This window comes from Pseudomonas sp. CVAP#3, from assembly GCF_018986375.1.
GTDB classification, from domain to species: domain Bacteria; phylum Pseudomonadota; class Gammaproteobacteria; order Pseudomonadales; family Pseudomonadaceae; genus Aquipseudomonas; species Aquipseudomonas helvetica.
Window position 1 is genome coordinate 1 of sequence record NZ_JAHMSC010000003.1, and the last position, 24,703, is coordinate 24,703.

23 protein-coding genes are annotated in these 24,703 nt (G+C 57.2%); 12 read left to right on the plus strand and 11 right to left on the minus strand.

Features of this window, described 5'->3' with window-relative positions; genetic code table 11:
* Positions 1-173: 173 nt before the first annotated feature.
* The 3 genes from KRR23_RS06110 to KRR23_RS06120 all read right to left on the minus strand — a co-directional run bounded on the left by KRR23_RS06110 (position 174) and on the right by KRR23_RS06120 (position 1,835).
* Positions 174-1,064 carry a pseudouridine synthase gene (locus KRR23_RS06110; protein WP_216741794.1) on the minus strand — a complete coding sequence of 297 codons (891 nt, stop codon included), beginning with the start codon at positions 1,062-1,064 and terminating at the stop codon, positions 174-176.
* A 92-nt stretch (positions 1,065-1,156) separates the two neighbouring features.
* Positions 1,157-1,477 (minus strand): transcriptional regulator, encoded by a 321-nt coding sequence (locus KRR23_RS06115; protein ID WP_216741795.1) that lies wholly within the window; start codon positions 1,475-1,477, stop codon positions 1,157-1,159.
* 121 nt (positions 1,478-1,598) lie between these two features.
* On the minus strand, positions 1,599-1,835 hold the full coding sequence (locus KRR23_RS06120; RefSeq protein ID WP_054596376.1) for a glutaredoxin family protein: 237 nt from the start codon (positions 1,833-1,835) through the stop codon (positions 1,599-1,601).
* Positions 1,836-2,038: 203 nt separating this feature from the next.
* Between KRR23_RS06120 and KRR23_RS06125 the strand changes: the two genes are divergently transcribed.
* On the plus strand, positions 2,039-3,994 hold the full coding sequence (locus KRR23_RS06125; protein WP_216741796.1) for a monovalent cation:proton antiporter family protein: 1,956 nt from the start codon (positions 2,039-2,041) through the stop codon (positions 3,992-3,994).
* 73 nt (positions 3,995-4,067) lie between these two features.
* On the opposite strand, the gene KRR23_RS06130 is transcribed toward KRR23_RS06125, so the two are convergent.
* Positions 4,068-5,276, minus strand: coding sequence for an ammonium transporter (locus KRR23_RS06130; protein ID WP_123584073.1), 1,209 nt, complete (start codon positions 5,274-5,276; stop codon positions 4,068-4,070).
* A gap of 322 nt (positions 5,277-5,598) precedes the next feature.
* Here KRR23_RS06130 and KRR23_RS06135 point away from each other — a divergent pair, with 322 nt between their 5' ends.
* The 7 genes from KRR23_RS06135 (at position 5,599) to KRR23_RS06165 (ending at position 13,248) form a co-directional block, all read left to right on the plus strand.
* Complete coding sequence (locus KRR23_RS06135; RefSeq protein ID WP_054596373.1) at positions 5,599-5,913, plus strand: YqjD family protein; 315 nt, start codon at positions 5,599-5,601, stop codon at positions 5,911-5,913.
* Position 5,914: 1 nt separating this feature from the next.
* The gene (locus KRR23_RS06140; protein ID WP_216741797.1) at positions 5,915-6,304 is read left to right on the plus strand and encodes a phage holin family protein; all 390 of its coding nucleotides are present in this window, start codon (positions 5,915-5,917) and stop codon (positions 6,302-6,304) included.
* Positions 6,301-6,645, plus strand: coding sequence for a hypothetical protein (locus KRR23_RS06145; protein WP_216741798.1), 345 nt, complete (start codon positions 6,301-6,303; stop codon positions 6,643-6,645). The genes KRR23_RS06140 and KRR23_RS06145 overlap by 4 nt, the downstream gene beginning before the upstream one ends.
* Positions 6,646-6,685: 40 nt before the next feature.
* Entirely contained in the window at positions 6,686-8,017 is a 1,332-nt protein-coding gene (locus KRR23_RS06150) for a deoxyguanosinetriphosphate triphosphohydrolase (protein ID WP_054596370.1), read from the plus strand.
* 269 nt (positions 8,018-8,286) lie between these two features.
* The gene (locus KRR23_RS06155) at positions 8,287-8,685 is read left to right on the plus strand and encodes a response regulator (RefSeq protein ID WP_216741799.1); all 399 of its coding nucleotides are present in this window, start codon (positions 8,287-8,289) and stop codon (positions 8,683-8,685) included.
* A gap of 298 nt (positions 8,686-8,983) precedes the next feature.
* The gene (locus KRR23_RS06160; RefSeq protein ID WP_019692902.1) at positions 8,984-9,610 is read left to right on the plus strand and encodes a response regulator transcription factor; all 627 of its coding nucleotides are present in this window, start codon (positions 8,984-8,986) and stop codon (positions 9,608-9,610) included.
* 8 nt (positions 9,611-9,618) lie between these two features.
* Positions 9,619-13,248 carry a transporter substrate-binding domain-containing protein gene (locus KRR23_RS06165; protein WP_216741800.1) on the plus strand — a complete coding sequence of 1,210 codons (3,630 nt, stop codon included), beginning with the start codon at positions 9,619-9,621 and terminating at the stop codon, positions 13,246-13,248.
* A gap of 55 nt (positions 13,249-13,303) precedes the next feature.
* Here the strand turns inward: KRR23_RS06165 and KRR23_RS06170 are convergent, their stop codons facing one another.
* The gene (locus KRR23_RS06170; protein WP_123584066.1) at positions 13,304-13,786 is read right to left on the minus strand and encodes a GAF domain-containing protein; all 483 of its coding nucleotides are present in this window, start codon (positions 13,784-13,786) and stop codon (positions 13,304-13,306) included.
* Complete coding sequence (locus tag KRR23_RS06175) at positions 13,783-14,673, minus strand: ATP-binding protein (protein ID WP_123584065.1); 891 nt, start codon at positions 14,671-14,673, stop codon at positions 13,783-13,785. Before KRR23_RS06175 ends, KRR23_RS06170 begins: the two co-directional genes overlap by 4 nt.
* Before the next feature lie 166 nt (positions 14,674-14,839).
* Here KRR23_RS06175 and KRR23_RS06180 point away from each other — a divergent pair, with 166 nt between their 5' ends.
* Entirely contained in the window at positions 14,840-17,167 is a 2,328-nt protein-coding gene (locus KRR23_RS06180; RefSeq protein WP_216742113.1) for a response regulator, read from the plus strand.
* On the opposite strand, the gene KRR23_RS06185 is transcribed toward KRR23_RS06180, so the two are convergent.
* The 3 genes from KRR23_RS06185 to msrB all read right to left on the minus strand — a co-directional run bounded on the left by KRR23_RS06185 (position 17,151) and on the right by msrB (position 18,606).
* Entirely contained in the window at positions 17,151-17,612 is a 462-nt protein-coding gene (locus tag KRR23_RS06185) for a MarR family winged helix-turn-helix transcriptional regulator (RefSeq protein ID WP_216741801.1), read from the minus strand. The genes KRR23_RS06180 and KRR23_RS06185 overlap by 17 nt on opposite strands.
* Entirely contained in the window at positions 17,609-18,094 is a 486-nt protein-coding gene (locus KRR23_RS06190) for a glutathione peroxidase (RefSeq protein ID WP_103315668.1), read from the minus strand. Before KRR23_RS06190 ends, KRR23_RS06185 begins: the two co-directional genes overlap by 4 nt.
* A gap of 116 nt (positions 18,095-18,210) precedes the next feature.
* Positions 18,211-18,606 (minus strand): peptide-methionine (R)-S-oxide reductase MsrB, encoded by a 396-nt coding sequence (gene msrB / locus KRR23_RS06195; protein ID WP_054596363.1) that lies wholly within the window; start codon positions 18,604-18,606, stop codon positions 18,211-18,213.
* 224 nt (positions 18,607-18,830) lie between these two features.
* Between msrB and KRR23_RS06200 the strand changes: the two genes are divergently transcribed.
* Positions 18,831-20,042, plus strand: a complete 1,212-nt coding sequence (locus tag KRR23_RS06200; RefSeq protein ID WP_054596362.1) for a pyridoxal phosphate-dependent aminotransferase — start codon at positions 18,831-18,833, stop codon at positions 20,040-20,042.
* A gap of 313 nt (positions 20,043-20,355) precedes the next feature.
* Complete coding sequence (htpX, locus tag KRR23_RS06205; protein ID WP_071554338.1) at positions 20,356-21,243, plus strand: protease HtpX; 888 nt, start codon at positions 20,356-20,358, stop codon at positions 21,241-21,243.
* A 66-nt stretch (positions 21,244-21,309) separates the two neighbouring features.
* Here the strand turns inward: htpX and KRR23_RS06210 are convergent, their stop codons facing one another.
* The gene (locus tag KRR23_RS06210) at positions 21,310-21,966 is read right to left on the minus strand and encodes a thiopurine S-methyltransferase (protein ID WP_216741802.1); all 657 of its coding nucleotides are present in this window, start codon (positions 21,964-21,966) and stop codon (positions 21,310-21,312) included.
* 103 nt (positions 21,967-22,069) lie between these two features.
* On the opposite strand from KRR23_RS06210, the gene KRR23_RS06215 reads away from it, so the two are divergent.
* Positions 22,070-22,837, plus strand: coding sequence for a class III extradiol ring-cleavage dioxygenase (locus tag KRR23_RS06215; RefSeq protein WP_216741803.1), 768 nt, complete (start codon positions 22,070-22,072; stop codon positions 22,835-22,837).
* Positions 22,838-22,941: 104 nt separating this feature from the next.
* Here the strand turns inward: KRR23_RS06215 and KRR23_RS06220 are convergent, their stop codons facing one another.
* Positions 22,942-24,615 carry a DEAD/DEAH box helicase gene (locus KRR23_RS06220; protein ID WP_054596358.1) on the minus strand — a complete coding sequence of 558 codons (1,674 nt, stop codon included), beginning with the start codon at positions 24,613-24,615 and terminating at the stop codon, positions 22,942-22,944.
* Positions 24,616-24,703: the final 88 nt, after the last annotated feature.

Consider the following 24,703-nt stretch of genomic DNA (forward strand, 5'->3'; position numbering starts at 1 on the left):
AGCGGGAGCAAGCTCCCTCGCCACAGATACTTCTCAGGCCTCCAGACTTCCTTAAGTGAACAGCATTGCGCCAGTGTGCGGGCTTTATCGTTTCTGGCAAAAGCAGGCCTTGCACAGGCCTAGTCACTCACTAAGCACCGCGTTTGAGCTGTGCAATCACCACCGTAGGGCTCTCACCACTGCAGGGTGATCTCGCTTTCAAAACTTCGTTCCCGCCCGGTCACCGGATCGATAAAACGCAACCCTTTGGCCAGCAACTTCAACGGATTGGCGTAATCATCCTCAACGTCTTTCAATGCGTCGGGATAAAACGGGTCATTGCAGATACTCGCCCCCAACGCCGTCATGTGGACCCTTAACTGGTGCTTTTTGCCAGTCACCGGATACAACGCATAACGCCAGAGATCGGCATTTTTTTCTACGACTTCAATCGCTGTCTCGGTATTGCTCGCCCCCGGACCTTCTTGCATACGAAAGAAGGGTTCGCCATCAACCAAACGGCTTTTGTGCACCCGTGGAAACGACAACTCAGGCAAGGCGCGGGCAATTGCCTCGTAGCGCTTTTCGATCTGTCGAGTCGGAAACAATGACTGATAAGCCGAGCGACTCTGGGGGTTGGCCGAAAACAGCACCAGCCCAGCCGTGTGTCGGTCTATGCGGTGCAACGGGACCAGGTGCGGGTTATCCAGCCGACGGATCAAACGCCGCAGCAACGTCTGCTCGACGTACTCGCCTGCCGGGGTAACCGGCAGAAAGTGTGGTTTGTCCGCGACCACCAGATGCTCGTCGGCATACAGAATCGTCTCGAGCACCGGGATTGTCTTTTCGTCGGGGACTTCCCGAAAATAGTGAATCCGCAGCCCTTCCTTGTAAGGCAGATCGACGGCAATCGCATGACCGTGGCCATCCAGGACACGGCCACGGGCAATCCTGTCCAGCCATTGTTCACGACCTATGGCGCTGAAGTGCTCGCACAGACAATCGAGAACGGTCAACCAGGCGCCAGGCGGCAGGTACAGCGTGCTGGCCTGGTTCTGTGCGGCAGAAAAAGATGAGGTGGACATACGAAAGCTCTGGCCCTAATGCAGGTGGGCATTATCCAACAAGGACCCGAGCGATCCTAGGACAGATTCCGTGCGGGTCTCCCTCATGATTATCATGCGGTCAGCGACACTCGCTGCGCCGCCGCTTCGGTAAACTCCTTCAGCCAGCGCAATACATCGACAGCCTCCCAACGGCCGGGATCATAAAGCGCATACAACAACCCTTGATAACCCACGACATCCAGTTGACGGTGGTAACCCGCACGCTGAAACAAGGCTTCGATTTCAGCGAAGCACGTATTGAAGTGCAATTTGTTGAATGGCGTTTTCCCTTCCGTAACCAGGCCATCCAGGCGCAACTCCAGCACTGCCTCTTGGACCACATCAGCCGACATGCGATTCACGCTGGCTTTCAATTTTTCGACATTGACCATGCACTTCCCTCTGACGCGAATAGCTGTATGCACATACAGTAAACGAATACTCGGGGTTACGCCAACGCATTACCTGAGGAGCGCGACAGGCGGAACGGCCGTCGCTGAAAACGAGAAGGGGTTAGCGTAGGAATGCCACGACCTGTTCGGCGTCGAAGGGCCAGCCCAGCTCAGCCCCTGTATCAACACGGCGCAGTACCGGAATGCGTAAACCGTAGGCTTCAAACAACGCTTCACTGTCGGCAATGTCGACCAGTTCCACCAGCAACCCATGCTCGACCAGCGGCATCAGCTCTGCTTCTGCGAGTTCACAGAGATGGCAACCAAGGGTGCTGAACAACTGGCATTCAGGAGTCATGACAAACAGACCAACGAGGATTGGGTGACTATTCTAGGCCCGGGATGAAAAGTCGTCGAGCAACGCCCTCCGTGACGACAGCCAATTTTAGCTGTCTGGTATAACCCTGACGCAAATCATTCGGCGTCGGCTCCAACTGCGCGATGCTCGCGGCTTTTTTGCCTCTACGCTGGGTACGTCCCGGCACCGAAACGGAGAGTGTTGTGTTTGCCAATTTGTTGATCATCCTCGCCTCGTCATTGGTGGTGATTGCGCTGTTTCGGCGTCTTCAGCTGCCTCCCGTGCTGGGCTACCTGTGCGTGGGACTGCTGGTTGGGCCCGGCGCATTCGGCTGGGTGAATGACAACCAGGATCTACCAGACCTTGCCGAGTTGGGCGTGGTCTTTCTGCTGTTCTCCCTGGGGTTGGAGTTTTCCCTGTCGAAAATGCTTGCGCTGCGGCGCGTGGTATTTGGTCTCGGCAGCCTGCAAGTGCTGTGCTCGGGGGTGCTGCTGGGCGGCTTGCTGATGTTGCTCGGCATGCCCGCTACTCCGGCCATGTTGCTCGGCGCCGGTCTGGCGCTATCGTCCACGGCGATAGTCAGCAAGGAGTTGAGCAGCCTCGGCGAGCTCTTCAGCCGTCACGGCCAGAATGCGATTGGTGTGCTGCTGTTTCAGGATGTAGTTGCAGTGTTGTTGCTGACGCTGGTCCCGGTGTTCGCCGGCAGCAGCGATCAAAGCTGGTACTGGGCGCTGCCGATCACACTGGGCAAAACCCTGCTGTTGTTTTTCGGTCTGTTGCTGACCAGTCGCTGGTTACTGCCACGACTGTTCCACGAAGTCGCTGCCTCGCACTCCGCCGAACTGTTCGTCCTGCTGGCCCTGGTCATCGTACTGCTGACAGCGTGGCTGACCCATCTGCTCGGACTCTCTCCTGCCCTGGGTGCCTTCCTTGCCGGCATGTTGCTGGGCGAAAGCCATTACCGGCATCAGATCGAAGCCGATATTCGCCCGTTCCGCGACATTCTGCTCGGGCTGTTTTTCGTCAGTATCGGCATGCTGATCGATCTGCAGCTGTTCGCCAGCCATGGCCTGTTGATTCTCGGCCTGACATTGGGGTTACTCCTGATCAAGGGCAGCATTGTCGCGGCGCTGGTCAAATGGCGCGGCAGCAACGGCGAAACTGCCTGGCGCAGCGGCCTGGCATTGGCGCAAGGCGGTGAATTCTGCTTTGCGCTGATGGCACAGATGCAACAGAACAAACTGATACCGGCCGAACTCAGCGGTCTGTTACTGGCCGCGACGTTTTGCTCGATGCTGCTGACACCACTGTTGCTGCGCGCAGCACCGGGCATTGCCGCACGCTTGCATCGCAAACCCGATAAGGAAGCGCAACTCGATCAGGTCGCGGCATTGAACGCCGAGCTGCACGGGCATGTAGTGATTTGCGGCTACGGTCGGGTGGGTCAGTCGATAGGGCGTTTTCTGCGTCGCGAAGGTCAGCCTTTCGTTGCGCTGGACGATGACCCGGTTCGTGTTCATCAAGCCGCGGCGGGTGAAAGCTGCGTGCACTATGGCGATTCCCGTCGCATGGAACTGCTGGGTGCCGTAGGTCTTGAACGCGCACGACTGCTGGTGATCGCTGTGGACAAAACCGATATAGCCATGACCGTACTCAAGGCAGCACGGCAGCTAAACGCTCAGGTCCCGATACTGGTTCGAACCCGTGACGACAGTCAATTGGCCGAACTGAAGGCGGCAGGAGCCAATGAGGTTGTCCCGGAACTGCTGGAATCGAGTCTGATGCTTGCTTCCCACGCGTTGCTCATGCTGGGTTTGCCCCATCCGCAGGTCCAGGAGCGTGTCGACGAAGTGCGACATGGGCGCTATCGCCTGCTGCACGGTTTCTATCACGGAGCGCAAAGCAACCTGTTGGACAGTCGTGGGCAGCCGAAAGTATTGATGTATGCCGTCAACCTGACAATGGATGCCCATGCATGCGGCCGGCCCTTGAATGAGCTGGCACTTGAAGCATTGGGGGTGGACGTTCAAGCCATTCAGCGCAATGGCGCTGATTTGGCAGTTGAGGGCGCCACCTGCTTGCTGGCGGGCGATCGGGTGTTGATGTCAGGCACCTTGTCTGCCATCGAGGCCTGTGAAGCACGGCTGTTGGCGGGGTAATGAGGCGTGGCCGCGTTGCTCGCGCAGAACTGGAAAATATCCTGCGCGAGCCCGACCCATTGGCCGAAGGCAATCAATCCTGGCTGACTGCACCAATCTTGTGGATCGACAGATCCGCCCCGTAATACTCCTCTTCCTGGCTTAACCGCAGCCCGTGCAACAGCTTGATCGTGCCATACACCGCAAAGCCTCCGATCAGTGCCACGGCCACCCCGAGTGCAGTGCCGATCAACTGGCTGATCAGGCTGACGCCACCGAGCCCGCCCAAGGCGCTCTGACCGAAAATCCCGCAGGCAACTCCACCCCAAACGCCACAAAGACCATGCAGCGGCCAGACGCCGAGCACATCGTCGATCTTCCATTGGCTTTGCGCCGCGATGAAACACCAGACAAACAAGGCACCGGCAATGGCCCCGGTCACCAGCGCACCAACCGGATGCATCAGGTCGGAACCAGCGCAGATTGCCACCAGCCCGGCCAGTGGTCCGTTGTGCAGGAACCCCGGGTCGTTACGACCGACAATCAACGCGGCTACCGTGCCACCGACCATCGCCATCAACGAGTTGACGGCCACCAGACCACTGACACCTTGCAGGGTTTGCGCGCTCATCACGTTAAAGCCAAACCAGCCGACGATGAGAATCCACGAACCCAATGCCAGAAACGGAATGCTCGACGGCGCAAACGCCACCAGGCGCCCGTCGCGATACCGACCATTACGCGGACCGAGCAGCAATACCGCCGCCAACGCCAGCCAACCGCCCATGGCATGCACTACCACGGAGCCGGCAAAATCATGGAAGCTGGCACCAAAGCGCGCCAACAGCCAGGCTTGCAGGCCGAAGTTTCCGTTCCAGACCACACCTTCAAAAAACGGATAAATGAACGCCACGATCAGCGCCGTCGCACACAACTGCGGAACGAATCGGGCGCGCTCGGCAATCCCCCCGGAAATGATTGCGGGAATGGCGGCAGCAAAGGTCAGCAGGAAGAAAAACTTCACCAGCCCATAGCCGTGATCAGCACTGATTACCGCGGCCGGTTGCATGAAAGTGACACCGTAGGAAATCCAGTAGCCTATAAAGAAATAAGCCAGTGTTGAAATGGCAAAGTCACTGAGGATCTTCGATAACGCGTTGACCTGGTTTTTTTGCCGAACCGTGCCGACCTCCAGAAAAGCGAAACCGGCGTGCATGGCCAGAACCATGACAGCGCCGATCAGAATGAACAGCGTATTGGAGCTATGGACCAGGCTGTCCACAGCACTTTGCAAATTTTCCATGTAGTTGGCAGACCTTAAAGTCGCAAAAGCACCAAAGCGGTTCACCGAGACAATTTACGCACCAAGTTGACACCAGACTTGGCATCCACCCTTATTCCGGCGAACCGTTTTGGCGCAAAAAACTCATTGAGGTCGATCGTTGCTCGGGTGTTTGCGCGAGTTTCTATTATTTAGGTTAAGGTTTTCGCGAAGCACGCCCAGTTTCAGTACAACAGCACTGGCGACGCACCACGACATAGCAAAAGCTGTACCAGGCATTTGCACTGAACCTTCGAACAAGGCTCATACTCGAACATTTCACACACCAAAAATGGAGATCATCATGGCCAGAAAAACGGAAAAGACTGCTCAAGAAATCCTCAGGGAAGATTTTCAAACATTGGTCAGCGACACCGAACGGTTGCTGGAACACACTGCGACACTGGCCGGTGATCAAGCCGATGAGTTGCGTAGCCAGATTCACGAAAGCCTGCAGCGGGCTCGCGAAACCCTGAAACTGACCGAAGATTCCTTGCGCCAACGCGGCCAGGAAGCTGTCACCGCCACCGAAGACTATGTTCAGGCCAACCCTTGGCAAGCGGTTGGCATCGCGGCCGGCGTAGGCTTTTTGATTGGCCTGCTGACGACGCGGCGCTGATATGGCTATGGGTGAATCCGGCTCGTCCGAAACAGGTACGGGGTCTTCATCGCGACGCTTGGGTGCCGCTTTTCTCGGGTTGCTGCACAGCCATGTCGAGTTGTTCGGCATCGAATTGCAGGAGCAAAAAGCCCGCACCGTAAGCCTGTTGCTGTTCGCAGGGCTGGCACTGGTTTTCGCTTTATTGCTGTTGATCGGGCTTTCGGCGCTGGTGTTGATTCTGCTGTGGGACACTTATCGCCTGGCGGGGATCATCGGCCTGTGCGTTTTCTATGCGCTCGCGGCACTCTTTTGTGGCATGCGCCTGAAAGCGGCGATCTTCGATGAAACATCACCTTTCAATGCCACCCTTCAAGAGCTGGCGAACGACAGGGAGCGCCTGCTGCCATGAACCTGCCTGAAATCCCCAAAAACAGTACCCGACAAGAGATGCGCAAGGCATTGATACGCTTGCGCATGGAAATGCATCGCCAGGAAATGCGCCACGAGTCCCGGCAGTTGTTGGAGCCCTTGCAACGCGTACGGGGAATGACGCAAAGTTTTCAGGAGGGTCTGGGCATCAAGCACGCGCCACTCTGGGGCATCGCCGCCGTAACCTTGCTGGGCTTTCTCACCGCCAAGGGCGCCAAGGGCGGTGGCATCAGCAGCGTCACTCGGTTAGTCCAGCTCGGCACCAGCCTGTTGCCGCTGATCAAGCTGGTGCTGCAAGGCTCCTCGCGCAAAGACCCGTAGACCAACAGACCCCAATCAGTCACCTGACGGAGAACCTGCCTTGGATTGGCATACCCTGCTTAATCGTGAACGCCTCGGAAAACCGCTACACAGCCCGGAAGAGCTCGGTCGCAGCCCTTTCCATAAAGACCACGACCGGGTCATTTTCTCCGGCGCCTTCCGCCGTCTTGGGCGCAAGACCCAGGTCCACCCGGTGTCCAGCAATGATCATATCCACACGCGCCTGACCCATTCACTGGAAGTCAGTTGCGTGGGGCGCTCATTGGGCATGCGCGTCGGTGAAACCATCCGCAGCGCCCTGCCCGACTGGTGCGAACCTAGCGATCTGGGCATGGTGGTGCAGTCAGCGTGCCTGGCCCACGACATTGGCAACCCACCTTTTGGCCACTCGGGTGAAGACGCCATCCGCTACTGGTTCCAGCAAGCCGCGGGCAAAGGCTGGCTGGATGCCATGAGCGAAGTCGAACGCAACGATTTCCTCAACTTCGAAGGCAATGCCCAAGGCTTCCGCGTTCTGACCCAACTGGAATACCACCAGTTTGACGGCGGTACACGGCTGACTTACGCAACGCTGGGCACTTATCTGAAATACCCGTGGACCGCGCGCCATGCCGATTCGCTGGGTTACAAAAAACACAAGTTCGGCTGCTATCAGAGCGAACTGCCCCTGCTGGAGCAGATTGCCCAGAAACTCGGCCTGCCTCAACTCGAGGAGCAGCGCTGGGCTCGACATCCTCTGGTCTACCTGATGGAAGCCGCCGACGACATCTGCTACGCCTTGATCGACCTTGAAGATGGCCTGGAGATGGAGCTTCTAGAGTACGCCGAGGTGGAGTCCCTGTTGCTCGGCCTGGTCGGTGATGATCTGCCGGAAACCTACCGCCTACTCGGCCCCGATGACTCGCGTCGCCGCAAACTGGCGATTCTTCGCGGCAAAGCCATCGAGCACCTGACCAACGCTGCGGCACGGGCATTCGTCGAGCAACAGGACGCGCTATTGGCCGGCACCCTTCACGGCGATCTGGTGGAACACATGCACGGGCCCGCCAAGCGTTGCGTACTGAATGCCAAAGACATGGCGCGTAAAAAAATCTTCCAGGACAAGCGTAAAACCCTGCACGAAATCGGCGCTTACACCACGCTGGAAATTCTGCTGAATGGCTTTTGTGGAGCGGCACTGGAACAGCACGGCGGTCGTACGGCTTCATTCAAGAATCGTCGCATACTCGATCTGCTGGGTAATAATGCACCCGACCCGCACGGTCCTTTGCATAACTCGTTTTTACGCATGATCGACTTCATCGCCGGCATGACCGACAGCTATGCCAGCGAAATGGCACTGGAAATGACCGGACGCTCCAGTCACCACTAAAAATCAATCGATCAGTCGCCCCGAAATATTCCGTGACGGCTGATCTCCCCCACACTTTGTAGTACCGGGAGAATCTCCCTACATCGTATACAGAGCAAACTGATCGTTTGCTCTGTATACACACGAAATAATCACTCTATCCTGAACAATAGAATTGGCGGCCTTACAGCCGATAGAGTTCCAGCAACGGCAAACAAGACAGTACTGATTAAACCGACAACGTTGTTTCCGACACCCACCGCAGTTCGACCATCCACATGGAAAGCTATATGTTCAACTACGATCTGCGCATCATGCTGGTGGAGGACCATCCTTTTCAGCTGAAAGCAACCCAATACCTGCTTGAAAGTTACGGTTTTACTCAAGTCACCGCCGTAGATAATGCCGAAAATGCATTACAAACGTTGAGACATGTGCCCCCCCCCTACGAAATACTGCTGTGCGATCAATGCCTGCCAGACCTCTGCGGCCTTGACTTGATCGGTATTGCCAGCCATCAGGGCCTGATACGACAGGCAATCATCCTGAGCAGCCTTGACTCAACCGAACTGGACACCTTGAAAAAAAATGCACATGAACAACGACTGCCATTACTTGGTTATTTGGCAAAGCCACTGAAACAATCTGAATTTATAAACTTGTTGACCCTTTCGGACCTTTATAAATAAACACAATTAACCCCCCCTCAGATACCTCACGACAAACAAAAAACCTCAGCACCATTACGCATCAGAAAACAGTGATTCGGCATATATTGTAAAAGCACATATCGACCCTGAATAAACGCGCCTACATGCCCGGCTAATATTCTCGTTCTTCCTCACAAACCTAGTTCATGCGTAGTCTGCTGCCTCTTTTAATGTAGGACATGTCCTATATTGCACCTATAGCCTCGTCAGTTCATGCGTCAACGCACTTATCTGAGCTAAGGTGCTCGCTTTATTTGCGCACGTATGGGACATGATTATGAACTCGGTTTTTATTGTTGACGATCACCCCGTCATTCGCCTTGCGGTTCGTATGTTGCTGGAACATGAAGGTTACAAAGTAGTCGGTGAAGCCGACAACGGCGTCGATGCGATGCAGATGGTTCGCGAATGCATGCCCGACCTGATCATTCTTGACATCAGCATTCCTAAACTCGACGGACTGGAAGTTCTCTCCCGCTTCAATGCAATGAGCACCCCGCTGAAAACACTGGTGTTGACGGCCCAGAGTCCAACATTGTTCGCCATCCGCTGCATGCAGTCCGGAGCCTCCGGTTATGTCTGCAAGCAGGAAGATCTCAGCGAGCTGCTCAGTGCCATCAAAGCCGTGCTGTCCGGTTACAACTACTTCCCCAGCCAGGCCTTGAACCCGGTTCGCGGGGATGAAGCGCTCTGCGCTGAACTGGACTTGTTCAAGTCCGTCAACGATCGCGAACTGATGGTCCTGCAACTGTTCGCCCAGGGTCGTACCAACAAGGAAATCGCCAAGGGCATGTTCCTCAGTAACAAGACCGTCAGCACCTACAAAAAAAGACTCATGCAAAAACTCAAGGCCAAATCCCTGGTAGAACTTATCGAGATGGCAAAACGTAACGCGCTAGTGTGAGAGACAGGATGCCCAGGTGTTTAAAGGACTATTTATTGTATTTGAGTGCAGGTTTATGTCTGAGCACCTCTGTGTCAGGAGCAGACAGCGGAGTCGGAAATTACGCGCTGCTCAGCCGCTCAACGGCAGGTTACATGGACGTCCAACTGGATAAATCCCAACGGTTGTGGCTGCAAAACAAGCGCGAACTGATCCTGGGGACCTCCGCGCCTGACTACCCTCCTTTCGATTTAACGATCAGCGGCCACGACTATGAGGGTTTCACGGCTGATTACGCCGGGGTTCTTGCACAATCCCTGGGCCTGCCGATCAAGGTCCGTCGTTACCTCTCCCGAGAGGCCGCCATCGAAGCACTCGAAAACGGCGACGTCGACCTGCTCGGAACGGCCAATAGCTTTGAAGGACGACGCTCCAGCATCGTCCTGTCTGCCCCCTACGCCATAGATCAACCGGTTCTGGTTACCCGGAACGCCGAAAACAGATCATTGACCGAAGGTCTCGCCGACATGCGATTAAGCATGGTCTATCACTATCTGCCGCTGGAGGAGGTAAAGGCGCAATATCCCAAGGCCATCATCACCTCTTACCCGTCCTACCAGAACGCGATCAATGCCGTCGCCTTCGACCAGGCAGACGTATTCCTTGGCGATACCATTTCCACCCATTTCATGATCAACAAGGGCTATCTGAAAAATGTACGGATGGCCAACTTCGGCAAACATGAGGCCTATGGCTTCAGCTTCGCAGTCAGCAAGGACAATCCAGACCTGCTGGCAATCATCAACGCGGTACTCAAGGAAGTGCCTGCGAGCGAGCGGGAAAACATTGCCAAGCGCTGGAGCGCGGGCAGTGACATCCTTCTGACCGACCACAAACTGCAACTGACCAACCGCGAGGAACGCTGGCTTGCGCAGCACCCCGTTGTTCGCGTGGTCGTCAACGATGCCTTCGCCCCACTGACATACTTTGACGCCGACGAGAGTTTTCGGGGAATCACCGCCGACTTGCTCGAACTGATCAGGCTTCGAACCGGTTTACGCTTCGAGATTCACCGCAGCCAAAGTGACAGCGAGATGATCAGCCAGGTCAAAGGGAACCAGGCCGACCTGATTGCCGCGATGATTCCCAGCGCCGAACGCGAGGCGCAATTGAGCTTCACTCGTCCCTACCTGGAAAATTCATTTGTATTACTGACCCGAAAGAGCAACTCCAGCCCAATCAGTCTTGAGCAATTGAATGGAAAGAGCCTTGCCATCACTCAAGGCAATCCGCTCCTCGACTTTCTGCACCGCGCATACCCGACGATCCAGCTGGTTGAAACACCTGACAGTTTCAGCGCGGTGGAGTTACTCGCCAAAGGTCAGGTCGAGGGTGCAGTCAACTCATTGGTGATTGCCAACTACTTCATTTCATCGCAAGTGTTCGAGGACGCATTGCAAATCAGCGCGACTGTCGGGACGCAGCAAGCCGCGTTTTCACTGGCCACCGCGCGTGACGCTACGGAACTGCACTCCATCCTCGACAAAGCCCTGCTCAGCATCGCGCCGGACGAACTGGGAATAATCAACAGCCGCTGGCGCGGCTACACGGGAACCGCCAATAGCACCTGGCGCAACTATCATCGCCTGTTTTATCAACTGGTCATTGGCAGCGGTCTTTTGTTGCTGATTTCGCTGGCCTGGAATGCCCACATGCGCAGGCAGATCAAGCAACGCCAGAAAGCAGAGCGCGCACTCAACGACCAGTTCGAATTCATGCGCACGCTGGTCAATGGTACGCCTCACCCTATCTACGTACGGGACCGTGAAGGACTGCTGCAAAGTTGTAACGACAGCTATCTGGAGGCCTTTTGTGCCAAACGCGAGGACGTGATTGGCAAAAGCCTCATGGAGGGCGCTATGAGCAACGAGTTCGAGGCAAGGGAATACCTGGCCGACTACCAGCGAGTGGTGGCTGAAGGTGTCCCGTTGATTCTCGACCGCCCCCTGCACATTGGCCGGAAAAGGCTGACGATCTATCACTGGATACTTCCCTATCGAGACTCGACGGGTGAGGTCCAGGGGATCATAGGAGGCTGGATCGACATCAGCGAACGACGGCAGCTTTTTGATGAGCTCAGGTCAGCCAAGGAACAGGCGGACAAGGCCAATCGTGCCAAGAGCACCTTCCTGGCCACCATGAGTCATGAAATTCGCACACCGATGAATGCGGTGATCGGCATGCTCGAACTGACATTGAAACGGGCCGACCAGGGCCACCTGGATCGGCCGGCCATCGAAGTGGCCTATAGCTCGGCCAAGGACATGCTGGAGTTGATTGGCGACATACTCGATATTGCCCGAATCGAGTCTGGCCATTTGAGCCTGGCGCCAGAACGGGTGAACCTTGGCGACACGATTGAATCGGTCGTGCGGGTCTTCGATGGATTGGCCCGGCAAAAAAACCTCTGCCTGGTGCTGGAGTTCCCCACCAGCGCTGAACAGCCCGATGTATTGATAGACCCCCTGCGCTTCAAACAGATACTGTCGAACCTGATCAGCAATGCCATCAAGTTTACCGAGCACGGCCAGGTGAGGATCAAGGTCAATCTGCAATCAGCCTCGGAGTCCGACCGTCTCCAGATGGAGTTGTGGGTCAATGACACCGGAATTGGCATCAGCGAGGACGATCAGCGACGCTTGTTCGAGCCTTTCACTCAGGCCGATAACACCGGGCATTTGGCCAGAAGCGGCGCTGGATTGGGATTGGTGATCAGTCGCAACCTGTGCGAAATGATGGGCGGTTGCGTGCAACTGACCAGTTCGCCCGGGGTCGGCACTCAGGTAAGGATTTCATTGCCGATGGCCGCGCTGCCAGACGCCGTGGTGCTGGACACCCCGCAACCGGTCATCGCGAACGCCTCGGCCACCCTGAACGTGCTGGTGGTCGACGACCACCCCGCAAATCGATTGCTCATGTGCCAGCAACTCGGTTTTCTGGGGCATCGATCCGTCACTGCCAACAACGGTGAGGCAGGTTTCCAGGCATGGAAAGAGGGCCATTTCGACCTGGTGATTGCAGACTGCAATATGCCGCTGATGAATGGCTACGAACTAACTCGTGCCATCCGCCAGACCGAACACGATAAGCAGCGCCCGCCCTGCACGGTGCTTGGCTTCACCGCCAATGCTCAACCGGAGGAAAAACACCGATGCCGACAGGCTGGCATGAACGATTGCCTGTTCAAACCCATCAGCCTGACTACGCTGGGCCAACGACTGGAGGCACTCGAGCCGATCATTGAAGATCAAGCCTTTCACCTGGACGGCTTGCAGTTACTCACCGGCGGCGATCCACAACTGGTTCAGCGCTTGCTCGCCGAACTGTTCAATAGCAATCGCCTCGACCGCCAGGAACTCCTCGCACTGCCTCCTGCAAGCGGGCCGCAAGCCTTCATCGATATGGCGCACAAAATCAAAGGTGCGGCCCGTATTGTTCAGGCCTCAAGGCTTATCGACGGTTGCGAAGCGCTTGAGCGCGTATGTCATGAGAACTTCTGTCCGGACCAGCTCGAGGCCCGCTGCAAAGGCATAGAGCACGCCATGCTTGAGTTGGAGCAGGCGCTACAACGACAGATCCATCATCACGCCAACGTGTAAAACCTACCCTGAAGCAACCCGTAGCAGCCGCCTTCGGTAGCGGCTACGGGTTTGATCAGCACTCGGTCAAACGCAGGAAAATCGCCGCCAACCGCTCAATGCCGGCCTGATCATCAACGGTGAAACGCGCCAGCAAAGGACTGTCCAGATCCAGCACGCCAATCAACCGACCGTCCTTGACCAGCGGCACCACCAGTTCACTGTTCGAGGCACTGTCGCAGGCAATATGCCCGGCGAACGCATGCACATCTTCAACCCGTTGAGTGCGAAGGGTTGCGGCCGCTGCGCCGCAAACGCCACGACCGAACGGAATGCGCACACAGGCGATCTGCCCCTGGAACGGTCCAAGCACCAGTTCCTCGTTGCGATTGAGGTAAAACCCGGCCCAATTCAGGTCATCGAGCTGATTGAACAAGAACGCCGAAAACTGCGCGGCGTTGGCGATAAAGTCGCGTTCATCCGCCAGCAGCGACTCCAACTGCGCGCAGAGCAGGCCGTAGCCCTCAAGTCCTGCGCCGCTCTTTTGCAAATCGATCATGCCTTGTGCTCCAACAACTTCAGTCCGACCCAATACCGGGCAAATTGATACGCGCAACGGCCGTTGCGATTACCGCGTCCGGTAGCCCAGCGAACCGCAAGAATCTCGAGTTCTTCATCACGCTTCCACTCAAGGCCGGCCTTGCCCGCCAACGCTCCGACCCAATGCTCGACCACATTGAGGAAGTGCTCCTGGGTAAATGGATAAAACGACAGCCACAGGCCAAATCGATCCGACAGCGCGATCTTGTCTTCGACCGCCTCGTTGGGATGAAGCTCGCCGTCGACCATTTTCCAGTTTTCGTTATCGCTTTCTTTTTCCGGAACCAGGTGGCGACGGTTGGAGGTGGCGTACAGCAGTACGTTATCCGGTGCCTGTTCCAGCGAACCATCGAGCACGCTTTTGAGTACCCGGTAATCGCCCTCACCGGCCTCGAACGACAGATCATCGCAAAACAGCACAAAGCGCTGAGGCAGCTTGGCGATTTGCTCGACAACGCGTGGCAAGTCCGCCAGGTGATCGCGCTCGATCTCGATCAGACGCAAACCGCCCTTGGCGTGCTCGGCCAGCAAGGCCCGCACCAGCGACGATTTACCGGTACCGCGCGACCCCCAGAGCAGCGCGTGGTTGGCAGGCATGCCGTCGAGAAACTGCCGGGTGTTTCGCCCCAACTGTTCCAACTGCTTGTCGACCCCGATCAGGTCGGACAGACGCATGTCCAGGCTGACCTCAAGCGGCAACAGAAATCCGCTGCGACCCTCGCGCTGCCAGCGTGCTGCCAGGCACTGCGTCCAGTCGATGGCCGTGCGTTGCGCGGGCAGTAGCGGCTCGATACGAGCCAGAACCGCATCGGCGCGTTCAAGAAATGCATTCAATCGGGAATCCACGACTTCTCCTCAGGCACGTTCACAGTAATGATGGGCGACAGAAAACCAAGCGCAGCGTGTAATGCCGGGATTATCGCGATAATGGCTTACCCGCCAGTCATGCCGAAATACACTGATGATCGGCTATGCTTCGCCCAGAAGGGAAACGAAAGTGGTTCAGCACACCATGGATATCAAGTTCACCAACCGCCTGTCTTACAAGCAAGCCAGGCTTACGGTGCTGGTCGGATTCATTCTGGGAACCTTGCTCAGTCTGGTGCAAATAGGCATCGATTATGCCAGCGAAGACGCCTCCATCAACCGGGAAATACTGTCGCTGCTGGAAATCAGCCATAACCCGGCTTCCCGGATCGCCTACAACATCGATGCCGAACTGGCCCAGGAACTGACCCTCGGCCTGCTGCGCTCGCCCGCAGTGATCAGTGCGCAACTGAGCGATAACAACAATACGATCCTCGCCAGCGTCAAGCGACCGGACCCGAAAATCGTTGGCTATCGGGTGATCAGCGACTTTCTGTTTGGCGCCAATCGACAGTTCAAGGACCGCCTGTTCCTCAACCACCTGCCTGATGAGTCCCTCGGCACCTTGCAACTGGATATTGACACCTACACGTTTGGTAGCCGCTTTCTGCGCCGGGCAGAAGTCACTCTGATCAACGGTTTTGCCCGCAGCCTGATACTGACTGGGATTTTGCTGGCGCTGTTCTACGTAATGCTCACCAAACCGCTGGTGCGGGTGATTCGCGAACTGAGCGCGCGTGACCCGAGCAGTTCGGAACAGCCACCGCTGGAGTGTCCGGTAGCGCACGAAAACGATGAGATCGGCGTTCTGGTCACGGTGGCCAACCAGCAATTCGAAAGCATGACCACTGAAATCCAGCAACGCCGCAATGCCGAAAACCGCCTGACCGACTACCTGGGGCAACTGGAAAATATTGTCTCGGCGCGTACCGGGGAACTGAAAGCGATCAATAGCCGATTGACGGTATCGAACGAAGAACTGGAAATCGCGCGCCAGACAGCCCTGGACATGGCCCAGGCGCGCTCTGTGTTTCTGGCCAACATGAGCCATGAAATCCGTACGCCACTCAATGGTTTGCTGGGGATGATCGCCCTCTCGCTGGACAGCCCGCTGAATGCCGAACAACGCCAGCAACTGTCGATTGCCCACGACTCCGGCAAAGTACTGGTGGAGCTGCTCAACGATATTCTCGACCTGTCGAAGTTCGACGCTGGTCAGCTTGAGCTGGAGCGTATTCCGTTCGACCTCGGCTCACTGATCGAAGACACCGCCAACCTGCTGTCACAGAACGCCGCGCCCAGCGTCGAACTGACGTGCCTGATTGATCCGCAGTTCCCGTCGCTGGTACTCGGCGACCCGATGCGGGTTCGGCAGATCGTCAGCAACCTGCTCTCCAACGCCCTTAAATTTACCCGCTTTGGGCGGGTGGACGTGCGCCTGAGCACCCACGAAGACGGTGTCAGAATCGAAGTCTGCGACACCGGTATCGGCATCGCGCAGGATGATCAGCTGAAAATTTTCCAGCCGTTTACCCAAGCAGGTGCCGGCATCTCTCGTCAGTTCGGGGGTACCGGGCTGGGGCTGGCCCTGACCTTCAACCTGTGCGAAGCCATGCAGGGCCGACTCGGCATCAGCTCGGAGCCTGGTTTCGGCAGCCAGTTCTGCGCTGATCTGCCGTTGCCCGCCCATACGCCGGCAATCGTTCCCGCGTCCCTGCAAGGCAAGGTATTGGCGATCACCGCCGCCAGCAGCGGTCTGGCCGAACTGTTAGGCAATCTGTTGCCCGGTTGGGGGCTGGAGTACCAGCAGCGCACCATCGACGACTCAATGATCGGCTTATCGCCCGATGTGCTGATCACCGACTGCCCGGAGTGTCTGTTCGGATTACGTCCGGGCATGACCGCACCGATTTTGCTGGTGACCGCCTATGGCAGTTTCATGCCCAGCGAAGAAGCGGCTGCCCTCGCCCCTCTGCAACAACAAGCCCGCCCACTGGCCCGCAACGCACTCTACCAGACACTACGACGCACTTTGCAGGCCGACGAAGTCGCTCTCGTGTCCGATACTCAAGAGCCAAGCCTCATGCCCCAGCGGCGGGCGAGAATCCTGCTGGTGGAAGACAACCCGGTCAATCAGCTCGTGGCCAAAGGCATGCTCAGCAAGTTGGGCTGCAAGGTGGTTGTCGCCTCCCACGGCGCCGAAGCGCTCGACCAGCTGGAGCTCAAGCAGTTTGATATGGTGCTGATGGACTGCAACATGCCGGTGATGGACGGCTACGAGGCCAGCCGCCAGATCCGTCAGAGTGGGCGCTGGCCGGATCTGCCGATCGTTGCCCTGACCGCCAACGCCATGCCCGAGGAGCGCGAACGCTGCCGCGCGGCAGGCATGAGCGATTATCTGGCAAAACCGTTCCGTCGCGAGGAACTGGCCGCCCTGCTTGAGCAGTGGGTGCCGGCTACGGTAGCGCCCTGATCTGCCCCAGCAGTTGATCAAGGCCGTCACGCAATTCGCCCAAGCGCTCAAGGTCGGCGCCGCTGTCGCACAACAGGCGTGCCTTGAGCGGCCCGACCTGTTCGCGCAGAGCAACCCCGACCGGCGACAGGCTCAAGTGCACTTCTCGCTCATCGCGCGCCGAGCGTTGACGCTGGACCAGGTGTAACTGCTCAAGACGCTTGAGCAACGGCGTGAGCGTCCCGGAATCCAGCGACAATCGCTCGCCAAGGGCTTTGACTGTTGGCTGCTCAGGTGCACTGCGCCGCCACTCCCATAGCACCAGCATCACCAGATATTGCGGATACGTCAGGCCCAATTGATCGAGCATCGGCTTATAACCGCGGATCACCGCTCGGGACGCGGCGTACAGTTTGAAGCAGAGCTGACTGTCGAGCAGCAGCGAATCGGCTGACACATCGTTCATTTGAGCAGGGCTTCAATCTCGCGGGTCAGGTCCTGCGGCTTGGTCGCCGGTGCAAAACGCTTGACCAACTTGCCATCCTGGCCAATCAGAAATTTGGTGAAGTTCCACTTGATGCCCTGTGAGCCCAGTACACCGGGCGCACGTTTTTTCAGCTGAACAAACAGCGGGTGGGCGTCGCTACCATTGACGTCGATTTTCTTGAACAGTGGAAAACTCACACCGAAGTTCAATTCGCAGAACTCGGAAATCGCTCCTTCATTGCCCGGTTCCTGTTTACCGAACTGGTTGCACGGAAAACCGAGCACCACCAGGCCTCGATCCTTGTAGGTCCGCCACAGTTCTTCCAGTCCTTTGTACTGAGGGGTAAAGCCGCATTTACTGGCGGTGTTGACCACCAATACCGCTTTGCCGGCGTAATCGGCCAGGGTCTTTTGCTCACCATTGATGGTGGTGCAGGGAATACTCAGCAGAGTGTCAGTCATCGCGCATGCTCCGGCGGAAGATGGGGAAGGCTTAAACATAGCGAGCAATTAGATTGTGTGCAATTTAATAAATCAATAACCTGCCGACAAGAAGCTGCCGCAGGTCAGGATTCACATTATTCGCGCGGCACCAGGTCCAGGCACACCGAGTTGATGCAGTAACGCAAGCCGGTCGGTGGCGGGCCATCCGGGAATACATGCCCCAGGTGTGCGTCGCACTTGGCGCAGACCACTTCGGTACGAATCATGCCGTGGCTGATATCGCGAATCTCGACCATGGCGCTCTCGCCGATCGGCTCATAGAAGCTCGGCCAGCCACAGCCTGAATCAAACTTGGCTTTTGAATCGAACAACGGCTCGTTGCAGCAGATGCAGTGATAGACACCGTCGGTTTTGGTGCCGTTGTACTTGCCCGAGAACGGTCGTTCGGTGCCCTTCAGACGACAAACGTTGTACTGCTCCGGGTCGAGCATCGCGCGCCATTCTTCCAGGGTTTTTTCCAACTTTTCCATTGTCATACCTCTGCATCTGAAAAAGCCTGATCTGTACCTTTTCCACGGATCAGGCGGCACGTATGATTGCGCCTCGTTAATCGCCAGTCTGGCAGCCGCGTTACCCGCATTCAAACAGATTTTGGTGCGGTGACCCCAGGCGCCAGGCGTGTGTGAAAACGCAGGATTCCCAGTACGGTAGTTCATATAGCGTCTGGATCGTTCATTTTCGGGAACACATCGCCATGCAGGTCAGCAAATCGAACAAGCTCGCAAACGTCTGCTACGACATTCGCGGCCCAGTGCTCAAGCACGCCAAACGCCTGGAAGAGGAAGGCCATCGCATCCTCAAGCTGAACATTGGCAACCCGGCGCCTTTTGGTTTCGAAGCGCCCGATGAAATCCTCCAGGACGTGATCCGCAACCTGCCGACCGCCCAGGGCTACAGCGACTCCAAAGGCCTGTTCAGTGCGCGCAAGGCCGTCATGCAGTATTACCAGCAGAAACAGGTAGAAGGTGTCGGCATTGAAGACATCTACCTGGGCAACGGCGTTTCCGAGCTGATCGTGATGTCGATGCAGGCCCTGCTCAACAACGGTGACGAAGTACTGGTCCCGGCTCCCGACTATCCGCTGTGGACTGCGGCGGTCAGCCTGGCGGGTGGCAATCCGGTGCACTACCTGTGTGACGAGCAAGCCAACTGGTGGCCGGACCTGGCCGACATCAAGGCCAAGATCACCCCGAACACCAAGGCATTGGTCATCATCAACCCGAACAACCCGACCGGTGCGGTGTACTCCAAGGAAGTCCTGCTGGGCATGCTGGAACTGGCTCGCCAGCACAACCTGGTGGTGTTCTCCGACGAGATCTACGACAAGATTCTCTACGACGATGCCGTGCACATCTGCACCGCGTCCCTGGCGCCGGACCTGCTGTGCCTGACCTTCAACGGTTTGTCCAAGTCCTATCGGGTTGCCGGTTTCCGCTCCGGCTGGATCGCCATTTCCGGCCCCAAGCATCACGCCCAAAGCTACATCGAAGGCATCGACATGCTGGCCAACATGCGCCTGTGCGCCAACGTGCCAAGCCAGCATGCAATCCAGACCGCATTGGGTGGTTATCAGAGCATCAATGATCTGGTGCTGCCGCAAGGGCGCCTGCTTGAACAGCGCAACCGCACCTGGGAGCTGCTCAACGACATCCCGGGCGTCAGCTGTGTCAAACCGATGGGCGCGCTCTACGCGTTCCCGCGGATCGACCCAAAAGTCTGCCCGATCCACAACGATGAAAAGTTCGTTCTCGACTTGCTGCTTTCAGAAAAACTGCTGGTGGTTCAGGGCACAGCCTTCAACTGGCCATGGCCGGACCACTTCCGCGTCGTGACCCTGCCACGGGTGGACGACCTGGACATGGCTATCGGTCGGATCGGCAACTTCCTCAAGTCCTATCGCCAGTAAGCGCGATAACGCCGAGGGCCTCAAAAAGGCCCTCGGCGATTAATTCAGCAACATATCTCCATTCTTCGACTGCGACAGCGCCTTGAGTGCAGGCGGATTTACGCGGCTGCCGGTTACGCCCAATAGAGGCGGGACTTGTGAAAGCAAAATCCAGCCAAATATCTATTCAGGTGACGTCAGAAATGCCCTGCAAGCATCTAGAATCCAGCTGTAGGACACAGTTTGAAATAGTCACCCGGTTGAATAGCCTGGTGCGGCACCTTATATACCCCGCAGTACGCTACATATTTAGCACGAGGAGATTTCTACAACCATGATGCGCATCCTGCTGTTTTTGGCCACTAACCTGGCGGTCGTGCTGATTGCCAGCATCACCCTGAGCCTTTTCGGCTTCAACGGGTTCATGGCGGCCAACGGGGTTGATCTCAACCTCAATCAGCTGCTGATTTTCTGTGCGGTCTTTGGTTTCGCCGGCTCGCTGTTCTCGCTGTTCATCTCCAAGTGGATGGCGAAGATGAGCACCAGCACCCAAATCATCAGCCAGCCGCGCACTCGCCATGAACAATGGCTGCTGCAAACCGTCGAGCAGCTGTCTCGTGAAGCCGGAATCAAAATGCCCGAAGTCGGGATTTTCCCGGCCTACGAGGCCAACGCCTTCGCCACCGGCTGGAACAAGAACGACGCGCTGGTCGCGGTCAGCCAGGGCTTGCTCGAGCGTTTCTCGCCCGATGAAGTGAAAGCCGTTCTGGCCCATGAAATCGGTCACGTGGCCAATGGCGACATGGTAACGCTGGCGCTGATTCAGGGCGTAGTGAACACCTTCGTGATGTTCTTCGCACGGATCATCGGTAATTTCGTCGACAAGGTGATCTTCAAAAACGAAGAAGGCCAAGGCATCGCCTACTATGTCGCGACCATCTTCGCCGAACTGGTACTGGGCTTCCTGGCCAGCTCGATCGTCATGTGGTTCTCGCGCAAACGCGAATTCCGCGCAGACGAAGCCGGTGCCCGCCTGGCCGGCACCAGCGCAATGATCGGCGCTCTGCAGCGCCTGCGCTCGGAACAAGGCCTGCCGGTACACATGCCGGACACCCTGAATGCCTTCGGCATCAACGGTGGCATCAAGCAAGGGTTCGCTCGCATGTTCATGAGCCACCCGCCACTGGAAGAGCGGATCGACGCCTTGCGTCGTCGCGGCTGAGAGGTTCTGCGGTGATACGAAAGGGGCGATCTGATCGCCCCTTTTTTTATGCCGATCTTTTGCTGTTTAGCGAGCCATCAATCTATATACCCGCTCTTCAAGGCGCGTAACGCCCGCCTGGAGGAACTTCCAGCTCTCCCCCAGAATGTCCCGCACCTCACAGAAATCAAGCCGCCAGCGATCACCCAGCAATGTCTGCGCATTTTCATCTGTCACGGCAAAGGGCGGCCCGTCCATCTGCGCCTGATCGTAGTCCATCGTAATCAACAAGCCTTCACAGGCTGACGGCAAAATCCGGCTCAGGTGCGCGGCGTATTGCTCGCGCATGAGCGGTGGCAAGGCAATCAGCGCCGCCCGATCATAGACAGCCGCACAATCGGCCACATCGTCTGCGGTCAGGCCGAAAAAATCCCCGCACCACAATGCCAGGGGACCCGCCTGGTAGACCTTGAACGCACCTTGCTCGGTGATCTGCGGCGTCAGTTGCTGCTCACGAAAAAACTCCTCAACGGCTTTTTCCGATAACTCGACACCCAGCACTCGATGTCCCTGCCCTGCCAACCACACGAGATCAAGACTTTTCCCACAGAGCGGCACCAACACCTGCGAGCCCTTTGCCAGATTCAATTGCGGCCAGTATTGCTGCAAATAAGGATTAACCTCTGACTGATGGAAACCGATCTGATTGAGCTCCCAACGCTTTTGCCAAAACTCCGGCTGCATAAATCCCCCTGATATTTCGATCTATATGCCCTAAAACTTATATTAGATTTAGATCAATGATCTGACTGAAGATGCTCTCATCTTAACGCTCAGGACCTTATTCATGTTCCCCAGCCTGTTTATCTCTCACGGTTCACCCATGCTTGCACTGGAGCCCGGCGCCAGTGGCCCGGCGCTCGCGCGTCTGGCCAGCGAGTTGCCGAAACCCAAGGCGATCGTGATCGTTTCCGCGCACTGGGAAAGCCAGGACCTGCGCGTCGGCAGCGCTGTGCAACCGGAAACCTGGCACGACTTCGGCGGATTTCCTGCCGCGCTGTTCGCGGTGCAATACCCCGCACCCGGCCAGCCGGAACTCGCGGCGCAGGTCGCAGGATTACTCAACGCTGATGGCTTACAAGTACAGCTCGATAACCAGCGCCCGTTCGATCATGGTGTTTGGGTGCCACTGTCTCTGATGTATCCGCGAGCCGACATTCCGGTGGTGCAGGTATCGCTACCGAGTCGTCTTGGCCCTGCCCTGCAAACCCGCGTCGGTCGTGCCTTGTCCAGTCTGCGCGAGCAAGGTGTGTTGCTGATTGGTTCCGGCAGCATCACGCACAACCTGCGCGAACTGGACTGGCATGCCGGCCCGGAAAGCGTCGAGCCCTGGGCCAAGGCCTTTCGTGACTGGATGATTGAAAAGCTCGCCGCAAACGATGAAGCCGCCCTGCACGATTATCGCCAGCAAGCCCCGAATGCCGTGCGCAGTCACCCCAGCGACGAACACTTGCTGCCGCTGTACTTCGCCCGCGGCGCCGGTGGCGATTTCAGCATCGCCCACCAGGGTTTCACCATGGGCGCCTTGGGTATGGACATCTATCGTTTCGGCTAACGTCAAGATCAAAAGATCGCAGGCTGCGATCTTTTTCATAGGCAAAAAAAATCCCCGAACCAGTCGGGGATTTTTTATGTGCGATCAATCAGCCCGAAAGCGGATCAATCTTCGCGATAGCGACGCAGTTTCAGCTGCTTACCGGCAACGCGAGTGTCCTTCAGTTTGGTCAGCAGACGCTCCAGACCATCTTCTGGCAACTCGACCAGGCTGAAGCTGTCACGCACCTGGATACGACCGATTGCTTCACGAGCCAGACCGCCCTCGTTGAGGATGGCGCCCAGCAGGTTCTTGGCAGCGATACCATCACGCGCACCCAGCGCGGTACGGCAACGAGCACGGCCTTCGGCCAATGGGATCGGAGCACGACGCTCGCGGTCACCACGGTCCGGACGATCACCGGTACGCTCTGGACGATCGCCACGCGGTGCATTGTTCGGCACCAGTGGACGTTCTTTCTCGATGGCAGCCAGGGTCAGTGCCTGAGCGTTGGTAGCCTTGCGCAGCAGAGCAGCAGCCAGTGCACGCGGGGTGCAACCGATGTCGGCAGTCAGGCGATCCAGCAGATCACCGTGAGTCGATTCGGCATCGGCCACCAGCGGCGACAGGCTGTTGGTCAGTTTCTTGATGCGTGCATCGAGAACGGCTTGAGCGTCTGGCAGGCGAACTTCAGCTACCTTTTGACCGGTTACACGCTCGATCACTTGCAGCATGCGGCGCTCACGTGGAGTCACCAGCAGCAATGCACGACCTTCGCGACCGGCACGGCCAGTACGGCCGATACGGTGAACGTAGGACTCTGGGTCGTACGGCATGTCAACGTTGAAAACGTGAGTGATACGCGGAACGTCCAGACCACGAGCAGCAACGTCGGTCGCCACAACGATGTCCAGACGGCCATCCTTGAGGGACTCGATCACGCGCTCACGCTGGTTCTGAGCAATGTCACCGTTCAGCGCAGCGGCTTTGTAGCCTTTGGCTTCCAGGGCACTGGCCAGGTCCAGGGTCGCTTGCTTGGTACGCACGAACATGATCAGCGCGTCGAAGTCTTCCACTTCCAGCAGGCTCAATACAGCCGAGGTCTTCTGGTCAGCGTGAACCAACAGGTGAGCCTGTTCGATCGCGGTAACGGTCTGAGTCTTGGTCTGGATCTTCACATGCTGCGGATCACGCAGATGACGCTCGGCGATGGCACGGATCGACTGCGGCAGGGTAGCCGAGAACAATACGGTCTGACGGGTTGCCGGCAAGGCCTTGAAGATAACTTCCAGGTCGTCCATGAAGCCCAGCTTGAGCATTTCGTCAGCTTCGTCGAGAACCAGGTGGTTCACGGTCGCCAATACTTTTTCGTCACGACGCAGGTGGTCGCACAGACGGCCCGGAGTGGCGACAACGATCTGTGCGCCATTACGGATTGCTTTCAGTTGCGGGCCCATAGGCGCGCCGCCGTAAACGGCCACAACGGTAACGCCCGGCATTTGCTTGGCGTAGGTTTCGAAAGCGGTTGCTACTTGCAGCGCCAACTCACGGGTTGGCGCCAGGATCAGGGCTTGCGGTTCGCGCTTAGCAGGATCGATGCGGTGCAGGATCGGCAGGGCGAACGCAGCGGTTTTACCCGTACCGGTTTGCGCCTGACCAATCATGTCGTGACCGGCCATGATGATCGGGATCGATTGCTGCTGAATAGCCGAAGGCTCTTCGTAGCCAGTCGCGATGACGGCTGCAAGAATATTCGGATTAAGGTTAAAAGCGGCGAAGCCGCCGGTTTCCTGGGTCATGGGTCTGCCTCTAAGTGCATCCGCAAAGACCCATGCTCCAAAGCTGCGCATGCCGTGTAAGACTCAAGAGTCGCCCTGGCTGCTTTGT